Annotated in this window: 12 protein-coding genes; 7 read left to right on the top strand and 5 right to left on the bottom strand. The window is 63.7% G+C overall.

Annotation, left to right across the window (positions count from 1 at the left end; translation table 11 throughout):
• Positions 1-265: 265 nt before the first annotated feature.
• On the bottom strand, positions 266-3,640 hold the full coding sequence (locus tag EN818_RS10945; RefSeq protein WP_095808874.1) for an AAA family ATPase: 3,375 nt from the start codon (positions 3,638-3,640) through the stop codon (positions 266-268).
• Between the two features lie 224 nt (positions 3,641-3,864).
• On the opposite strand from EN818_RS10945, the gene EN818_RS10940 reads away from it, so the two are divergent.
• The 3 genes from EN818_RS10940 (at position 3,865) to EN818_RS10930 (ending at position 7,566) form a co-directional block, all read left to right on the top strand.
• Complete coding sequence (locus EN818_RS10940; RefSeq protein WP_095808873.1) at positions 3,865-4,284, top strand: VOC family protein; 420 nt, start codon at positions 3,865-3,867, stop codon at positions 4,282-4,284.
• A 187-nt stretch (positions 4,285-4,471) separates the two neighbouring features.
• Entirely contained in the window at positions 4,472-5,308 is an 837-nt protein-coding gene (locus EN818_RS10935; RefSeq protein ID WP_165349875.1) for a methyltransferase domain-containing protein, read from the top strand.
• A 329-nt stretch (positions 5,309-5,637) separates the two neighbouring features.
• Positions 5,638-7,566 carry an adenylate/guanylate cyclase domain-containing protein gene (locus tag EN818_RS10930; RefSeq protein ID WP_135904528.1) on the top strand — a complete coding sequence of 643 codons (1,929 nt, stop codon included), beginning with the start codon at positions 5,638-5,640 and terminating at the stop codon, positions 7,564-7,566.
• A gap of 197 nt (positions 7,567-7,763) precedes the next feature.
• On the opposite strand, the gene EN818_RS10925 is transcribed toward EN818_RS10930, so the two are convergent.
• Positions 7,764-8,039 (bottom strand): hypothetical protein, encoded by a 276-nt coding sequence (locus EN818_RS10925; RefSeq protein WP_245420627.1) that lies wholly within the window; start codon positions 8,037-8,039, stop codon positions 7,764-7,766.
• 288 nt (positions 8,040-8,327) lie between these two features.
• On the opposite strand from EN818_RS10925, the gene EN818_RS10920 reads away from it, so the two are divergent.
• Positions 8,328-8,534: a DUF3606 domain-containing protein gene (locus EN818_RS10920; protein ID WP_129552849.1), complete on the top strand. Its 207-nt coding sequence runs from the start codon at positions 8,328-8,330 to the stop codon at positions 8,532-8,534.
• Positions 8,535-8,570: 36 nt separating this feature from the next.
• Complete coding sequence (gene xth / locus EN818_RS10915; protein WP_095808870.1) at positions 8,571-9,359, top strand: exodeoxyribonuclease III; 789 nt, start codon at positions 8,571-8,573, stop codon at positions 9,357-9,359.
• 10 nt (positions 9,360-9,369) lie between these two features.
• Here the strand turns inward: xth and EN818_RS10910 are convergent, their stop codons facing one another.
• Both EN818_RS10910 and EN818_RS10905 read right to left on the bottom strand, forming a co-directional pair.
• Positions 9,370-9,657: a hypothetical protein gene (locus EN818_RS10910; protein ID WP_095808869.1), complete on the bottom strand. Its 288-nt coding sequence runs from the start codon at positions 9,655-9,657 to the stop codon at positions 9,370-9,372.
• The gene (locus tag EN818_RS10905) at positions 9,638-9,991 is read right to left on the bottom strand and encodes a DUF768 domain-containing protein (RefSeq protein ID WP_165349876.1); all 354 of its coding nucleotides are present in this window, start codon (positions 9,989-9,991) and stop codon (positions 9,638-9,640) included. Before EN818_RS10905 ends, EN818_RS10910 begins: the two co-directional genes overlap by 20 nt.
• Before the next feature lie 213 nt (positions 9,992-10,204).
• Here EN818_RS10905 and EN818_RS10900 point away from each other — a divergent pair, with 213 nt between their 5' ends.
• Positions 10,205-11,542 carry a phospholipase D-like domain-containing protein gene (locus tag EN818_RS10900; RefSeq protein WP_245420626.1) on the top strand — a complete coding sequence of 446 codons (1,338 nt, stop codon included), beginning with the start codon at positions 10,205-10,207 and terminating at the stop codon, positions 11,540-11,542.
• A gap of 2 nt (positions 11,543-11,544) precedes the next feature.
• Here the strand turns inward: EN818_RS10900 and ligD are convergent, their stop codons facing one another.
• Positions 11,545-13,314, bottom strand: a complete 1,770-nt coding sequence (gene ligD, locus EN818_RS10895) for a DNA ligase D (protein WP_095808867.1) — start codon at positions 13,312-13,314, stop codon at positions 11,545-11,547.
• 166 nt (positions 13,315-13,480) lie between these two features.
• Here ligD and EN818_RS10890 point away from each other — a divergent pair, with 166 nt between their 5' ends.
• Positions 13,481-14,479 (top strand): L,D-transpeptidase, encoded by a 999-nt coding sequence (locus tag EN818_RS10890; RefSeq protein ID WP_095808866.1) that lies wholly within the window; start codon positions 13,481-13,483, stop codon positions 14,477-14,479.
• Positions 14,480-14,613 lie beyond the last annotated feature (134 nt).

The raw sequence follows: 14,613 nt of genomic DNA, 5'->3' as shown, positions 1-14,613 counted from the left end.
TTTTCGAGCCCCCAAGGCTAGGCTGCATCGTTCCCGGCAAATGTGCAATCGCCAACCTTACCGCCCAACGCAGCAGCGCCGTCCAGCGCTGGCGATTTGCGCCGCCAAAAACCGGCTCGACATGGTCGACAGCCGAGGGCGAAGGAACATGATTCCAGACTTCACCGCGCATCTGGACGCGCGTCCGTCGATGAATAGCGACCGCCTCGAGGCGCAAGGCTGCCGTGTCACTTTCGGGGGCTGGGAATGGCTGGCATGTACGTCATCATGCTCCCAGCTTGTCGAGCAAGGTCTTGGCCTCTTTCAAATCGAGCGTGTCGAAGCCCTCGGTGAACCAGCCGTAGGTCGGCGCGAGCAGGTCATGCGCCTCGGCGCGCTTGCCTTGTTCGGCCAAAAGGCGCGCAAGCGATGTGGCGGCGCGGAGCTCCCAGGATTTGGCGCCTTGCTGACGTGACCGTTGAATTGCTTGGCGGAACGAGATTTCAGCCTCGTGCCAGTCGCTTGGTTCCGCGGCAGCGCATATCGCCCCTCGGAGCCGCAGCAATTCGGCATCGCACCACTGCTCGCCGGTCCGGTTCACCTGGTCGAGAGCCCGATCGATCAGGCGCACGCCGTCAGACGCGCGATTGACACTCCCGAGCACCTCCCCCAGCAATCCCATCGTGTAAGCCTGCGTCACTTGCGTTCCGACGGCTTGCATCCGGGCCAGGCCGTCCTCGATTTGGGCGATCGCCCGCTCCTTATGGCCCTGCTTCGCCGAGAGCCATCCCTTCTGCTGGGCGGCCATGGCAACCCAGAAGGGATACGCCTGCTCGGTCGCGAAGGTGAGCCCACGCTCGTTCTGCTCCTCGGCTTCGGCCACCTCGCGTCGGAATATTCGTAACCACGCTGCCCATACCAGCACGTAAGCGCGGCTGAAGGGGTGCGCCAATCGCTCGGCCAAGACAAGGGCGTCCTCCATCCGGGTCAGCGCCTGGTCGGGGTAGCCGAGGTGCCAAAGCACTGCTGACCCACGACATAGGCAAATCGGTCCGGGATCCTGGCCGTAGAGGGCGAGATGAGCCCGGTGTCGCTGTGGGCGATAAGCTTCGGAGCCCAGTTCCAGATGTTTGCGTGCCTCCCTGAAGTCGCCGCGCCAAGAAGAGCTGACCCCCCGAGCATAATGGGCTTCGACCACCCACACGGGATCGTTACTCTGCAGAGCAAGGTCGAGAAGCCGTCCGCTCAGCTCGTGCGCCGACGTGAGTTTGGCGCCCGTGGCCGAGTAGATGGCCAGGCCGAGCAGAACCGGGAAGACAGCCGCATCTTCCGGCATCAGCTCGCAAAGGCGGCGCGCGCGAGAATAGACCCGCTCGACCTCGGCATTTGCGTAGCCATTCTTGGCGGTGAGCACGCGGCCCAGCACCGTTAGCGCTGCGAGTTCGCGCCGCTGGCGCTCGGGGCCTGCAGGGAGCGTTTCGATCAAGTTCAGCGCTTTCTGCAGATGGTTTTGGGCCTCATCGTTGGCCGAACGGTCGTTGGCGCTCTCTCCCGCGCGCTGCCAATAGCCGATAGCCTGAAGTGAGAGGCCCGCAGCCGTGTAGTGCTGAGCCACGATCTCGGGCTCGTGTTCGACGACCTCGCCGAAATGCTGCTCGAGCGCGTGGGCGATCCGGGTGTGCAACTGCTGGCGGCGACTGCGCAGCAAGGTGGCATAGGCGGCATCTCCCACCAATGCGTGCTTGAACATGCATGTCGCGTGCGGCGGCCGACCGCGCGCGATCACGAGTTCGGCGCCGATCAGTTGGTCGAGGGCGTCCTGTAGTTCCCGTTCCTCGCGCTGCGCCACCGCCGCCAGCAAATCATAAGAGAATTCGCGGCCGATGGCGGCGCCAATCTGCGCGACCTCCCGCGCCGGCGTCATCAGCCGATCGAGCCGCGCCACCAGAGAATCCTGCAGGGTTGCAGGGATCGCCAACGGTGGCAGCGGACCCGAGAGGGCGTAACGGTCGCCTTCATCGGTCAACACGCCAGATTCAATGACGGCCTTGGTCACCTCCTCGAGGAACAGGGGCACGCCGTCTGTCTTGGCCACCATCTGCTCGAGCAACCCGCCCGGCAGCGCCTTGCCCCCGGTCAACCGCCCCACCAGGGCCGCGCCCTGCCGGCGGCTCAAGCGATTCAGCGCGAGCGAGGTGACCTGCGGGTGGCCGATCCAACGCGGGTCGAATCCAGGGCGGAAACTGAAGATCGCCAATACTGCAAGGCGCGGAATCTGCGGGACCAATCGCTCGAGAAGCTCGAGCGAAGTCGGATCGATCCAGTGGATATCCTCGAAAACCATCAGCACGGGCTGGCGGGCCGCCAAACCGATAAGCTGCCGGGCCAGAGCCTCGAGAGTCAGTTCCTTGCGGCGCTGAGGACTGAGGTTCAGGGGTGCATAACGGCTGCCGGCCGGGAGCGAAAGAAGCGCCGACAACAAGGGGGCGTCGTCCGGGACGGTGTCCGCGGACCGCGCCAGGAGGCGCTCCAGCTTGTCGAGTTTTACGCTCGGCGAATCGTCTGGGTGGAAGCCAGCCGCGCGGGTTAGCTGAACAATCGACGGGCGGAGGGCGCTATTTGCGTGGAACGGCGAGCACTGGCAACGTATGCGGATGTGCGGCCGGTCCCGCAGACGCTCGCGGAGCGCCTGAACCAGGTGCGACTTGCCGATGCCGGGCTCGCCGGAGAGCAGGATCACCTGCCCCTTCCCGGAAGCGGCCTTGCTCCACAGTTCCGCGAGCAGAGCAAGCTCGTCCTCGCGCCCAACTGTGGGGGCGAGGCTACCCGTCGCGCGCGCTTCAAACCGGGTCTCGGCGGCGCTCTCGCGAAGCACGCGCCACGCGCGGATCGGGGCGTCGAACCCTTTCAGGTCGTGCAGGCCCAGGTCGTCGAACTCGAACAGCCCGCCGAGCAGTCGGCGCGTCGCAAGCGGGATCACGATCTGGCCGGGCGCCGCCAAAGCTTGGAGCCGCGCCGCCAGGTTCGGCGACTCGCCGACCACCGCTTCCTCCTGCGCCGCCCCTTCGCCGATGAGATCGCCCACCACCACCAGCCCCGTCGCGATGCCGACGCGTACCGCAAGCGCCCCTTGTGCCGGGGTCGCCAGCCTTGCGATCGCATCAACGACCGCCAGCCCCGCTCGCACGGCTCGCTCCGCGTCCTCCTCGTGCGCCTTCGGATAGCCAAAATACACCAGCACGCCGTCGCCCATGTATTTGGCCACAAACCCGCCAAAGCCACGCACGGCCTCGGCAACGCACCTCTGGTAGGCCGCAATCACCTCACGCAAATCCTCGGGGTCCATTTGCGCGGAGAGCGCTGTCGAGCCGACAAGGTCCGAGAACATGACGGTGACCTGGCGGCGCTCAGCGGTGTCCTTCGCGGCGTTGTCGACTGCCGGAGGCGCATCGGATAACAGCGGCGTTGGTGCGCTTGCTTGAGCGCGCAAGGCTGCGATGGCGTCGAGCAACTTACGACGATGTCCGACGAAACCGACGCCAAGATCCTTCAAGTCCTCGGCCGTCAATCTCGGCAGGACCGTGCCGTCGATCTTATTCTCGCGGAAGGAGGCCTCATACTGTTCGAGGCCATGCCTCCGCAGCCAACCTCCGACGTCCATGGCGGCGCCCCTGGCTACCTACCACGCATGATCCACCAGGGGAGAGAGCCTGTCTAGGACCGGGCCTTGAATGAGCGGCTTGGATCAAACGTATGCTGAGCCTCGGCTTCCGTGCCGCTGCGGTGGCGATCCAAAAAAATGAGAGGCCGTGTCGGCGTTGCAGTCGGTCGACCGTCTTCAAGCAGACGCCACTCGCTGGACTGGCATCTCGAAAGGGACGATCTATGAGCAAGAAGATTTTCGTGAGCCTGCCGGTGACCGATGTGAAGGCGTCCATGGCTTTCTATGAATCTCTCGGCTTCAAGAACAATCCCAAGTTCACCAGTGAGACAGCTGCGGGGATGGTGTGGAGCGATGAAATCCACTTCATGCTGCTCAGCCGTGAAAAATGGCAGACTATGACCACCCGGCCGATCCCGCCATCAACGTCCAGCGAGGTCATGCTGGCGCTGTCCCTGGATAGCCGCGAGGCCGTCGACGCGATGGCCGCCGCAGCTGCTGCAAACGGCGGCACTGCCGACATCAATCCAATCGAAGATCATGGGTTTATGTACACCCGCGACCTCGCTGATCCCGACGGCCATGCCGTGGGCGCGATGTGGATGGACGTTTCTCCAATGTTTTCGGAGGACAAGGCGGACTGACACGGTTGAGCCGCCAAGCATCAGGAGGCTCATCGATATGCGATGTGAAGCACGGGTCGTGATCCGTCATGGCTAGAGCTTGGATCAAATGCTATCACAGGCGGACCGAGTTCGGGGAATGGCCGATTGCGATGACGGAAGCGGGCGGTGGCGCAGAGGTGATCCGCGAAGGTGCACAAAAGGGGCGATGATCATGGAAGCGGCGCCGCGTTCACAGGTTGCTGACCACTACGCGCGAAGCAGCCTCGTTGCGGATATCCGCGATGGCCTTGCCGCGATGGGGAAGACCGAAAGCACGGTCACCGCCGAGGATCTCTCGCCGGTGGACGAGTTTCACATCGGCGGCCGCGCCGCCACGGCAGAGCTGGCAGCGCAACTTGCGCTCACCGCTGGGGATCGGGTGCTCGACATCGGCTGTGGCCTCGGCGGACCGGCCCGGCAGATCGCTGCGCAGTATGGTTGCCAGGTGACCGGCATCGACCTCACCCGCGACTACGTCGAAGCCGGCAATGTCCTCTCCGGCTGGCTGCATCTTAAGGAGCGCGTCTCGTTGCAGCAGGGCGATGCTTTGGCGCTGCCCTTCGCAGATGGCTCGTTCACTGCCGCATACATGTTGCACGTCGGAATGAACATTGCCGACAAGAGCGCACTATTTTCGGAGGTTGCGCGGGTCCTGCGCGCGGATGCGCGTCTTGGTATCTTCGACGTCATGCGCACTGGTGCCGGCGAGCTGTCTTATCCGCTGCCATGGGCGAGTACGGCGGACGCGAACGCCATCACCGCCCCAGAGCAGTACCGCGACGCGCTTTCCGCGGCAGGGTTCGAGATCTTGTCGGAGCGCCAGCGGCGTGACGTTGCGCTTGACTATTTCGCTCGGCAGCGCGCCCAGGCGGCCACAGGGCGGACGGTCCTGGGCGTCCAGACACTCATGGGAGCGCGGCGGCCCCAGATGGTTCGAAACATGAGCGAAAGCATTTCAGCCGGCCTGATTGCGCCGGTCGAGATTATTGCCCGAAGGCGGTGATGCCTGGGCTCGATTCCAGCTGGCTTGCCGGAGACCGTCTCCTTCGGGTCGGGACTTGAACTAACGCGCCCTGCCCGTGCACGTCCGCTTTTGGTGAGCAGCAGCGCTGACCTCAACGGCCGAAAAGTGGCCGGGACCCGACTGTCAACTTTCAGGATGACTGGGCAAGAAAGCCGACCCGTGTATCCAGCCTCGTGCGGACCGCTTTGCACCAGAAGCGACCTTTCCGACCACCGGGGCTAATCGATGGCCCTGCCTTTGGTGGGCCACTCGTCAGGGCGCTGCGCTGGGTGTACCATTTTAGCCCTATTGGGTCCGGGGGCCGGATGATGATCGTCCCTCCATTGAACCGGAAGCTGCTGGCGATCCTGGCGGCCGACATGGTCGGCTACTCAAGGGCGATGGAGGCCGATGAGGCCGGCACCATCGAGCGGTTGAAATCCGTTCGTGCCGAGCTGTTCGACCCCGCCATCTCCCAGCACCATGGCCGCCTCATCAAGCTGATGGGCGATGGCGCGCTTGTCGTCTTCGACAGCGTGGTCGACGCAGTCGCCTGCGCAGCGGAAATCCAAAGTGCGGCGGCCGCGCGCAACGAAGGTCTGCCGGAGCCTGAGCGCATCGTGTTCCGCATCGGGGTCAATCTGGGCGACGTTGCGTTGGTTGACGGCGATGTCTATGGCGATGGCGTCAATGTCGCCGCGCGATTGCAGCAACTCGCCGATGCTGGCGGCGTGATCGTGTCGGGCACAGCCTTTGACCATCTGCAAGGCAAGCTTGATTGGTCCCTCGATTTCGCTGGCGAGCAACAAGTAAAGAATATCAGCCGCCCGGTTCGGATGTACCGGCTGAGGCTCGACGGCAAGCGGCCGCGCCGGACCTTGCGCAAGGCGATGCCGGGCTGGGTTGGGACGGCGGCGGCCATCGTACTGTTTGCTCTGCTGGGCGGCGGCGGGACATGGTGGTTCTTTCATTCAGCTGCTCTGGGTGCCAAGCCGTCGGTCGCAGTGCTGCCCTTCAACAACTTTGGCGGCGACGACGCCACAGGGCGTCTGGCCGATGGCCTCACCGAGGACATAATCACCGATCTCGCGCAGTTTCCCGAACTCGACGTCGTGGCACGCAATTCGACGCAAGCGTACAAAGGCAAGTCGCTGGATGTCCGCCAGGTCGCAAATGCGCTCGACGTCGGCTATGTGCTGGAAGGCTCGATCCAACGCCAGGGAGGCCGGCTGCGGATCACCGCGCAGTTGATCGATGCAAAAACCGGCAATCATCTGTGGTCGGAGCGATGGGACCGGCCCGCTGAAGACGTGTTCGCCATTCAAACCGAGATCGCCGAGCAGGTCACCAACCGTCTCGGCAACGGCGTGGGGCTGATTCAGGGAGCGCGGCGGGCTGCAGCGAAGCGCAAGCGGCCGGACAGCTTGACTGTCTATGATTACTATCTGCTCGGAACCGAAAGGATTGAAAAGATTACCGTAGCGGATGAGCAGGAGGCCATTAGGCTGCTCAACCTCGCTGTCGAGTTGGATCCGGAGTTCGCACGCGCCTGGGTGGAACTTTATCATGCTCATAACATATTGGCTGGCTTCGGTATCAATCCCGAGAGCGAGGTCAAGGCGGCTGCCGATGTAGCCGAACGCGCGGTGCGGCTCGATCCGAGCGACGCTGAGGCGCACGCGGTTTTTGGCATGAGCCTCAAAGACAAGGGCGACAACGCCCGCGCCAAGGTCGAGCTGGACACGGCCCTCCGCCTCGCTCCGGGGTCGGCCGAAATCCTGACATTCTATTCCGGCTTTGCGTCAGCCTTCGACGAACCCGAACGCGGCGCTCAGTTGGTCGACCAAGTCATACGGCTCGACCCGAATTACCCGATGTGGGCAACCGCTTTCTACTCCAATGCCTATTTTATGGCTGGCCGCTATGAGGACGCCTTGAAGATGCTGGAGCGCAAGACGACCGATAACTACAGCAAATGGGAGTGGATGATGCGTAGCAGCTCCTTTGCGGCGCTCGATCGAATCGATGACGCGAATGCTTCGGTCAGGGAAACCCTCAAACGGTATCCGGACCTGACCGTCGAGGGCATGGTCAATGAATACAGCTTGAGCAAGACGGAGCGCGGTCGTTTCATCGAGACAATGCCGCTCGCCGGCTTTCCGCTTTGCGCCAAGCCCGAGGCGCTGGCAGAGCTCGCCAAACCTGTGCGGCTGCCGGAATGCGAGGCGGGGGAGGCGAAGCCTCTCGGGCAGCCATAGGACCGAAAAAGGGGCCGGAAGCAGTAGGTCCGCTTGTGGTGCAGGGAAGAACGACTGAGGTTTGTCTGCTAGGCCGAGATAGGCGCAAACCCGTCGTTCGGCAGGTGGGACGAAAACGACGGCAACGGCTCTAAAGCTGACATCCGCGGATATCAGCTCCGCGCCCAAAACAGGTCGTTGCAGGAACCTGGTCGGGATCAGTGCGAGGTGCCGTCGTGCAGAAGTCTCCAGGTCAGGCCGACGCGGCCGCTGAACTGTGATGCGAAGCGTTCGGCCGCAGCGTCCTCCAGGCCGTCATCGACAAGAGCCTCGATGCTTCGCCGCACCAAGGCGAGCCGCATCTCGCGGGCGTGCTCCATGTCGGTCTCTCTCATGATTTCGGTGACGTGGTAGGCGACGACAGGCTGGCCGAGGCAAGACAGAAGTGCGCTCGCTTCGGCTGTCACTGCTGCAACTGCGTCTTCGATCTGCATTTTGGCGCTCCTCATCGAATTCGATGCAGGCGCCTCCCCGTGTCAGGACGGCGTTCCGTCGCTTCCTTCAATCCGGCTCTCGTGCGGAGCCAAAGCGCGCTTTCTCGTTCGCGCCCCGGAGCGACTCACCATCCGAAATCAGTATCCTCCAAGATCGAATTAAAGGCGACCGCATAGTTAATTGATGGTTAATGGCGGCGATCGCATCTTAAGCGTCCGCCGACGATCCTGGCCTCGCCGAAACCTTCCTTGCTCTCGACGGTTAATCCAAACCAGGAGGGTCGATGCATGCCAAGGCGAGGTGCAGAGGAGACACGGGCGGGCCGGCCGAAGAGACCGCGTTCGCGTCCGCTGAAGGGCGAAGAGACGGAAGTGAACCATATCGTCGAGACACAGAACCTGTCGCCTGCGCAGGCGCGCGAGCTCGTGAGGCGCTACGGCAATGATTGGCGCAAGATCGAAGAGGCCGCCAAGACCTACAAGGACGACAGCTAGATTGCGGCCAATCAGCTCCCACAGACCAGCGCCAAGATGACCACGATCGCGACGTTCAACGTGAACGGCGTCAACGGGCGGTTGCCGGTCCTGCTGAAATGGCTCGGCGAAACCGCATACGACATCGTCTGCCTTCAGGAACTCAAGACATCCGACGAGAAGTTTCCGGCCGAAGCGATCAGGCAGGCTGGTTACGGCGCCATCTGGCACGGGCAGAAGTCTTACAACGGGGTGGCTATTCTCGCCCGGGGCAAACAGCCGCTGGAGCGCAGGCGCGGGCTGCCCGGCGATCCGGACGACACCCACAGCCGATACATCGAAGCCATGGTCGACGGGCTGGTGATCGGCTGCATCTACCTGCCGAACGGCAATCCGGCGCCCGGACCGAAATTCGACTACAAGCTCTGCTGGTTCCAGCGTCTGATAGGCTATGCCCAGACGCTGCTCGCACAGGACACCGTGCTTTGCGGCGACTACAATGTGGTGCCGACGCCGATCGATGCGGTTGTGCCGGCACGCTGGCTGGGCGATGCCGTCTATTTCCCGCAGAGCCGCCAGGCCTACGCCGCCATGCTGGGCATGGGCTGGACGGATGCGGTTCGGCAGATCCACCCCCAAAAAGGCGTCTACACTTACTGGAATTTCTCCTACCGGGGCGGTTACGACCGCAGTTCCGGGCTGCGGATGGATCACCTGCTGACCAGCCCGGCTCTTTCGGAGAAGCTGCAAAGCGCCGGCGTCGATGTCGCCGTGCGCGGCTGGGAGAAGCCCAGCGATCATGCCCCAGCCTGGATCGACCTTGCCTGGCCAGGCAAGGCCGGCTGACCAGGCCCTCTCAACCGGACCGGATCACCCCTGGCTCTTCCGTTTCCTCAGTCGCCTGGCCAGCAGAGGGCGCGGCGGACACCAGGTCCTGGAAGCCGATCGTGGCGACCAGGTAGCCGGCTTCGTCGTAGATCTTCGTCACCCAGGAAGTCGGATCCATGCCTTCGACAATCCCGTCGAGCATCGCCTCCTTCGCGGCCCGCCTTGCCTCCGCCTTCGCGGCCTCAAGACTTTCCATCTCGACCTGGATCGCCGGCTGGGCCGTGCTTTCGATGAACTCAAAGCGGAATTTCGGCATTCGTTTCTCCCTCGGGCGCCGTAAGGCCCTCGCCATGGTTCCCAGAGCCGGCGCCAGTCGGACCGTGCTCGGCGCGCAGGGTGTCGGCGATGTATTCCTTGAGGTCGCCGACTTCCTCGCTGATGTCCTCGGGCAGTATCCCTTCGCTTGCCGCGTCGGCGATACATCGATCGGCCAGGCTCTCGGCGGCCAGGTCGTCAGGAAGCGCAGCCGGGACCTCCGCCAGATGCTCATCGATCCATTCGCCGACGAAATGCGCGGTCTTGTTGACGAGGATATCCGGCTCCTCGGAGGTCTCCGGGCTGGCGTGAGGAAGCGCTCGATCGGTGTCCATGGCTAAACCCACCCTGGTTGATCCATCTTCAACGCCGATTGCGCGCGAAGGATGCAGCGGTTCGTCGATCGTGCCGCTGCTTCTCGAATTCGACGGGTGAAAGGTCGGGCGCCCGGGCGTGTCCATGCATCTCACGCGACGCCGGGAACCTGCATCAGGATCGAAAGTTCTTGCTGTTGGCAAATCACCGGACTTAACCGCAGGGCGAGCAACGTGCGGCCTCGAGGCTTTGGAGCTTTATCGGCAATCAGGAAATCGATCGGACGAAGGCTCGGCCGCGGGCTCGATATCCTCAAATATGTCGCCGTTGCGATTGCCGCCAGCCTGGTCACGCTGGCCGTCATCAACCTGATGCCGGAGCCGCGGGTTCTGCGCAGCATCGTGCCGCACCGTTTCGATGCCGCCGATGCGCAATTCGCCAAGAGCATGACCAACTATTCGCAAGGACAGATGTTCGATGCGAACGCCGTGCAAACCCTGGTCAATGGCGACGAGATCTTTCCGGCGATGCTGCGCGCGATCCATGCGGCGCGCTCCACCATCGACATGGAAACCTACATCTATTGGTCGGGATCTGTCGGCTACGAATTCGCCACCTCGTTGGCTGCGAAGGCGCGGGAGGGCGTCGAGGTGCGCGTGCTTGTCGACTGGGTCGGCAGCCTGCCCTTCGATGAAGACCTGATCCACATCATGACGAGCGCGGGCGTGCGGTTCCAGCGCTATCGGCCTGTCTACTGGTACACGCTCGACCGGGTGAACAACCGCACGCATCGCAAGCTGCTCATCACCGACGGCAAGGTCGCCTTCACCGGCGGGGTCGGCATCGCCGACAATTGGCTGGGAGATGCGCGCAATCCGGATGAGTGGCGCGACACGCACTACCAGATCGAAGGACCGGCCGTGGCCGCCTTCCAGGCCGCGTTCGCCGAAAACTGGCTGGAAACCGTGGGCGAGACTTTGCAGGGCGAGAAATTCTACCCGCCGCCCGAAGCGGTGGGGTCACTCAGCGCCCAGCTTATCCTCGCCTCGCAGCCGAACGGCTCCGAAAACATGGAGCTGATGATGCTGGCCGCGATGGCTGCCGCCAAGGATCACATCAGGATCGGGATGGCCTATTTCGTCCCGGACGACATCGCCCTGCAGCAGATATTGGACGCCAGGAAGAGAGGCGTGGCGGTCGACGTCATCGTCCCCAATGCGCTGACGGATGTGCCCATCGTCCGAAAGGGCTCGCGCTACTTCTGGGGCGAACTGCTCGAGGCCGGCGTGCGGATCTACGAGTTCCAGCCGACGATGTATCATCCCAAACTGCTGATCGTGGACGATGTCTGGGCGACCTTCGGCTCCGCCAATCTGGACGAGCGGTCGCTGCGGCTCAACGACGAGGTCAACCTGAACGTCTACGGCAAGGCGTTCGCGCAGACGCAGATCGACCTGTTCAACCGGGATCTTGGGCAGTCGAGACAGATCAGCCTCGAGGAATGGCAAGCGCGTCCCTTCACCGAAAAGGTGACGGACTGGCTGGCCAGCAGGCTGCACACGCAGCTTTGATGTCACGCCGCCTTGCGGGCAGCCGCCCTGAATGGATGGTCCATGGCGAAGGCGTCCGGCCGGATGCCGCGCTCGACCTGCGTCCAGGCGACAGGGTGCGCGATCGGGAAGCCGGGCCGCGCCCGCGGCGAGAAGGCGCCGACTGCCGTGTTGCCGCGTCCGTTGCGCAGATAATCGATGAAGATCCTGCCTTTTCGGGCTGCCGGATCGGCCGACAGCAGGTAACGCTCGGGATCGGCATCGACGAGACATTGCGCCAGCGATCTTGCCATGTGCCGGGCGCGGTCGTGGGTCATTTTCGTGCCGAGCGGCGCCATCAGGTGAATGCCCTTGCCGCCGGTCAGCTTGGGCCAGCTCTCCAGGCCGGCCGCCGCCATGATGTCGCGCAGCGCCAGCGCGGCCTCGATCACTTCATCCCATCCGACGCCCTCGCCGGGATCGAGGTCGAGAACGATCCGATCCGCATGCTCGATATCGTCCACGGTGGCGTTCCAGGGGTGGAGTTCGACGGCATCCATCTCGATGAGGCCGAGCAGGCCGGCAAGGTCGTCGACCCAGACCCGCACGCCCTCCCCGCCTTCGCGCTTCTGCACGCGCAGCTGGTGCACCGCGGCGGGAATGCTGGGCAGCGTCCCCTTGTGATAGAAGATGGCGCCGAAGGCATGGCGGACAAGTTTCAGCGGCCGCCGGGCAAGATGGACCAGCGCCTGGTCGGCAACCCGCTCCCAGTAGCGCGCGAGATCTTCCCTGGAAGGCGCGACCGCGTCGGGGAGCAACTGCAGGATGTTCTCGCGCGGGACGCCGTGCTCGTGGCCCGCCCGCCGCCTGGAGGGCGCCGGCGGCTTCGGCGGGATGGACACCAAGTCTTCGCGCAATCCCTTGAACACCGCTTCGCGCAGAATGCCGCGATCGGTCACGCCGCTGAACTGCACCTCGGCCAGCACGTCCGGCCTGACCCAGGTCGCCTTCGGCTTGATGATCGGCTCGGTCAGCGGCGACTCGCCGACGATCAGCGGATCGAGGCGTTCGCGCACGCGCCGCGCCACTTCAAGCGTATAGCCGCTCTTGGCCTTGCCGGCATAAAGCAGGCGATCGCCGTCGCGCCTGCCGATGTAGAGCGACGCGATGCGGCGCGGCTTGGCGCCGAGCTTCTCGACGAAAGCCACGATCGGAAAGGTGTCGCTCTTGATGCATTTGACCTTGACCCAGCTCGGCTGGACGCCGGAGCGATAGGCGGCATCCGCGCGCTTGGAGACGATCCCCTCCAGGCCCATCCGGCAGGCATGCTCGAACATGTCCTTGCCGCTCACCGCCAGATGCTCGGCATAGGTCAGCGTCGGCGCCGTGTCCGAGAGCAGCTTCTCCAATGCGGCCTTGCGCTCGACCAGCGGCTGCTGGCGAAGGTCGCGGCCATCGAGGTGCATGAGGTCGAAGGCGTAGAAGATCAGCCGCGGCGAGTTCGGGTTGCCCAGTTCCCGCTCCAGCGCCTGGTAGTCGGGCAGGCCGGTGTCGCCCAAGACGACGGCTTCGCCGTCGATGATCGCCGACTCCGCCTTCAACTGCGCCGCCGCCTCGACGATCCTCCTGTAGCGATGCGACCAGTCGTAGCCGCGGCGCGTGAAGGCACGCGCCGAACCGCCCTCGACGATGAGCTGGGTGCGGTAACCGTCATATTTGATCTCGTGCAGCCATTCGCCGTCTTCGGGAGCTTTCTCCACCAGGGTGGGCGACTGGAACTCGATGAACGAAAGCCGGCTTTTGCCGCTACTCATACGCGCGACTCCAGGAATCGCTAATCAAGCCCCGCGCCAGCTGTCGGTTCCGGGCATTTTAGCGAAATTGTATGTTTTGGCGGACACTTGGCTCAGGAACAACATTGGCCGTGCCGCGTCTTAGAGACAGGTTCTTGTTGCAGTTTTTGTCTCGGGATCGACAGCGATGGTCAGGCTCATTCTCACGCTTATGGTGACGCTGGTGCTCGCGTGCGGCGCAAGCCAGGCCGCCAGGCTGGACTTGGACACGGTCAACCAGGCGCAATTCAGCGACGGCGAGCCGAAGGGCGTCGATCCGATGCTGCTGAAGGCGCAGATCCTCCTCGACCGCGCCCGCTTCTCACCGGGCCTGATCGACGGCCGGCTTTCCGACAATTTTGCCAAGGCCGTCTCGGCCTTCCAGGCGGCGAACGGCCTGCCTTCGGACGGCAAGCTCACCAGGGAGACCTGGGACAAGCTGACGGCGGGCTCAACCGAGCCGGTTCTGGTGACCTATGAGGTCACGGCCAAGGATGTGCGCGGGCCTTTCACCCGGCGCATTCCCACGCGCCTGGAGCGCATGGCCCGCCTCAAGCGGCTCGGCTATCGCAACGCCCGCGAGCGGCTGGCCGAGCGTTTCCATGTCAGCGAACAATTGCTGCGCATGCTCAATCCCCGCGCCGGCTTCAGGAAGGCCGACGCGAGCCTGGTCGTGCCTGACGTCGGGCGCGGCGACCCACCGGCGGAGATTGCGACCGTCGAGGTCGACAAGGCATCCCGGCTGGTGCGCGTGCTCGACGTGTCAGGCAAAGCGGTCGCGGTTTATCCCGCCTCGATCGGCAGCGAGGAGAAACCGGCGCCGAGCGGCGGCGCTGAGATCAAGCGGGTGGTGCATAACCCGACCTATCATTACAATCCGAAATTCGCCTTCAAGGGCGTCAAGAGCAAGGAGCCTTTCACCATCGCCAAGGGACCGAACAATCCGGTGGGCTCGGTCTGGATCGATCTCTCCATCGACAGCTACGGCATCCACGGCACGCCCGAACCCGGCAAGATCGGCACCAGCTTCTCGCATGGCTGCATCCGGCTGACCAACTGGGACGCTGAGGACCTCGCGGCCATGGTGAAGCCGGGCACGAAGGTCGAGTTCAAGGACGAGACGGCGCAGGATGTGTCCGCGCAGTGAGCGCTGGCGGGGCGCGATGCGGGAACACTGCATAAGCCCAGTTTATCATCACCCCTAGTTTTTCAGAACGTTACAGGTTCATTCGTCGCCTGTAGCTTCGGCGGCGCTTTTTTGGAAACGATCTGGACTTGGTG

It is taken from the genome of Mesorhizobium sp. M3A.F.Ca.ET.175.01.1.1, from assembly GCF_004791945.1.
Taxonomy (GTDB): Bacteria; Pseudomonadota; Alphaproteobacteria; order Rhizobiales; family Rhizobiaceae; genus Mesorhizobium.
This window is presented reverse-complemented; position numbering and strand designations above follow the sequence as displayed.

What these genes read in the sequence shown, in the direction of transcription:
- EN818_RS10945 (WP_095808874.1), bottom strand. Translation starts at nt 3,640, where the DNA reads ATGGACGTCGGAGGTTGGCTGCGGAGGCATGGCCTCGAACAGTATGAG.
- EN818_RS10940 (WP_095808873.1), top strand. Translation starts at nt 3,865, where the DNA reads ATGAGCAAGAAGATTTTCGTGAGCCTGCCGGTGACCGATGTGAAGGCG.
- EN818_RS10935 (WP_165349875.1), top strand. Translation starts at nt 4,472, where the DNA reads ATGATCATGGAAGCGGCGCCGCGTTCACAGGTTGCTGACCACTACGCG.
- EN818_RS10930 (WP_135904528.1), top strand. Translation starts at nt 5,638, where the DNA reads ATGATCGTCCCTCCATTGAACCGGAAGCTGCTGGCGATCCTGGCGGCC.
- EN818_RS10925 (WP_245420627.1), bottom strand. Translation starts at nt 8,039, where the DNA reads ATGCAGATCGAAGACGCAGTTGCAGCAGTGACAGCCGAAGCGAGCGCA.
- EN818_RS10920 (WP_129552849.1), top strand. Translation starts at nt 8,328, where the DNA reads ATGCCAAGGCGAGGTGCAGAGGAGACACGGGCGGGCCGGCCGAAGAGA.
- xth (WP_095808870.1), top strand. Translation starts at nt 8,571, where the DNA reads ATGACCACGATCGCGACGTTCAACGTGAACGGCGTCAACGGGCGGTTG.
- EN818_RS10910 (WP_095808869.1), bottom strand. Translation starts at nt 9,657, where the DNA reads ATGCCGAAATTCCGCTTTGAGTTCATCGAAAGCACGGCCCAGCCGGCG.
- EN818_RS10905 (WP_165349876.1), bottom strand. Translation starts at nt 9,991, where the DNA reads ATGGACACCGATCGAGCGCTTCCTCACGCCAGCCCGGAGACCTCCGAG.
- ligD (WP_095808867.1), bottom strand. Translation starts at nt 13,314, where the DNA reads ATGAGTAGCGGCAAAAGCCGGCTTTCGTTCATCGAGTTCCAGTCGCCC.
- EN818_RS10890 (WP_095808866.1), top strand. Translation starts at nt 13,481, where the DNA reads ATGGTCAGGCTCATTCTCACGCTTATGGTGACGCTGGTGCTCGCGTGC.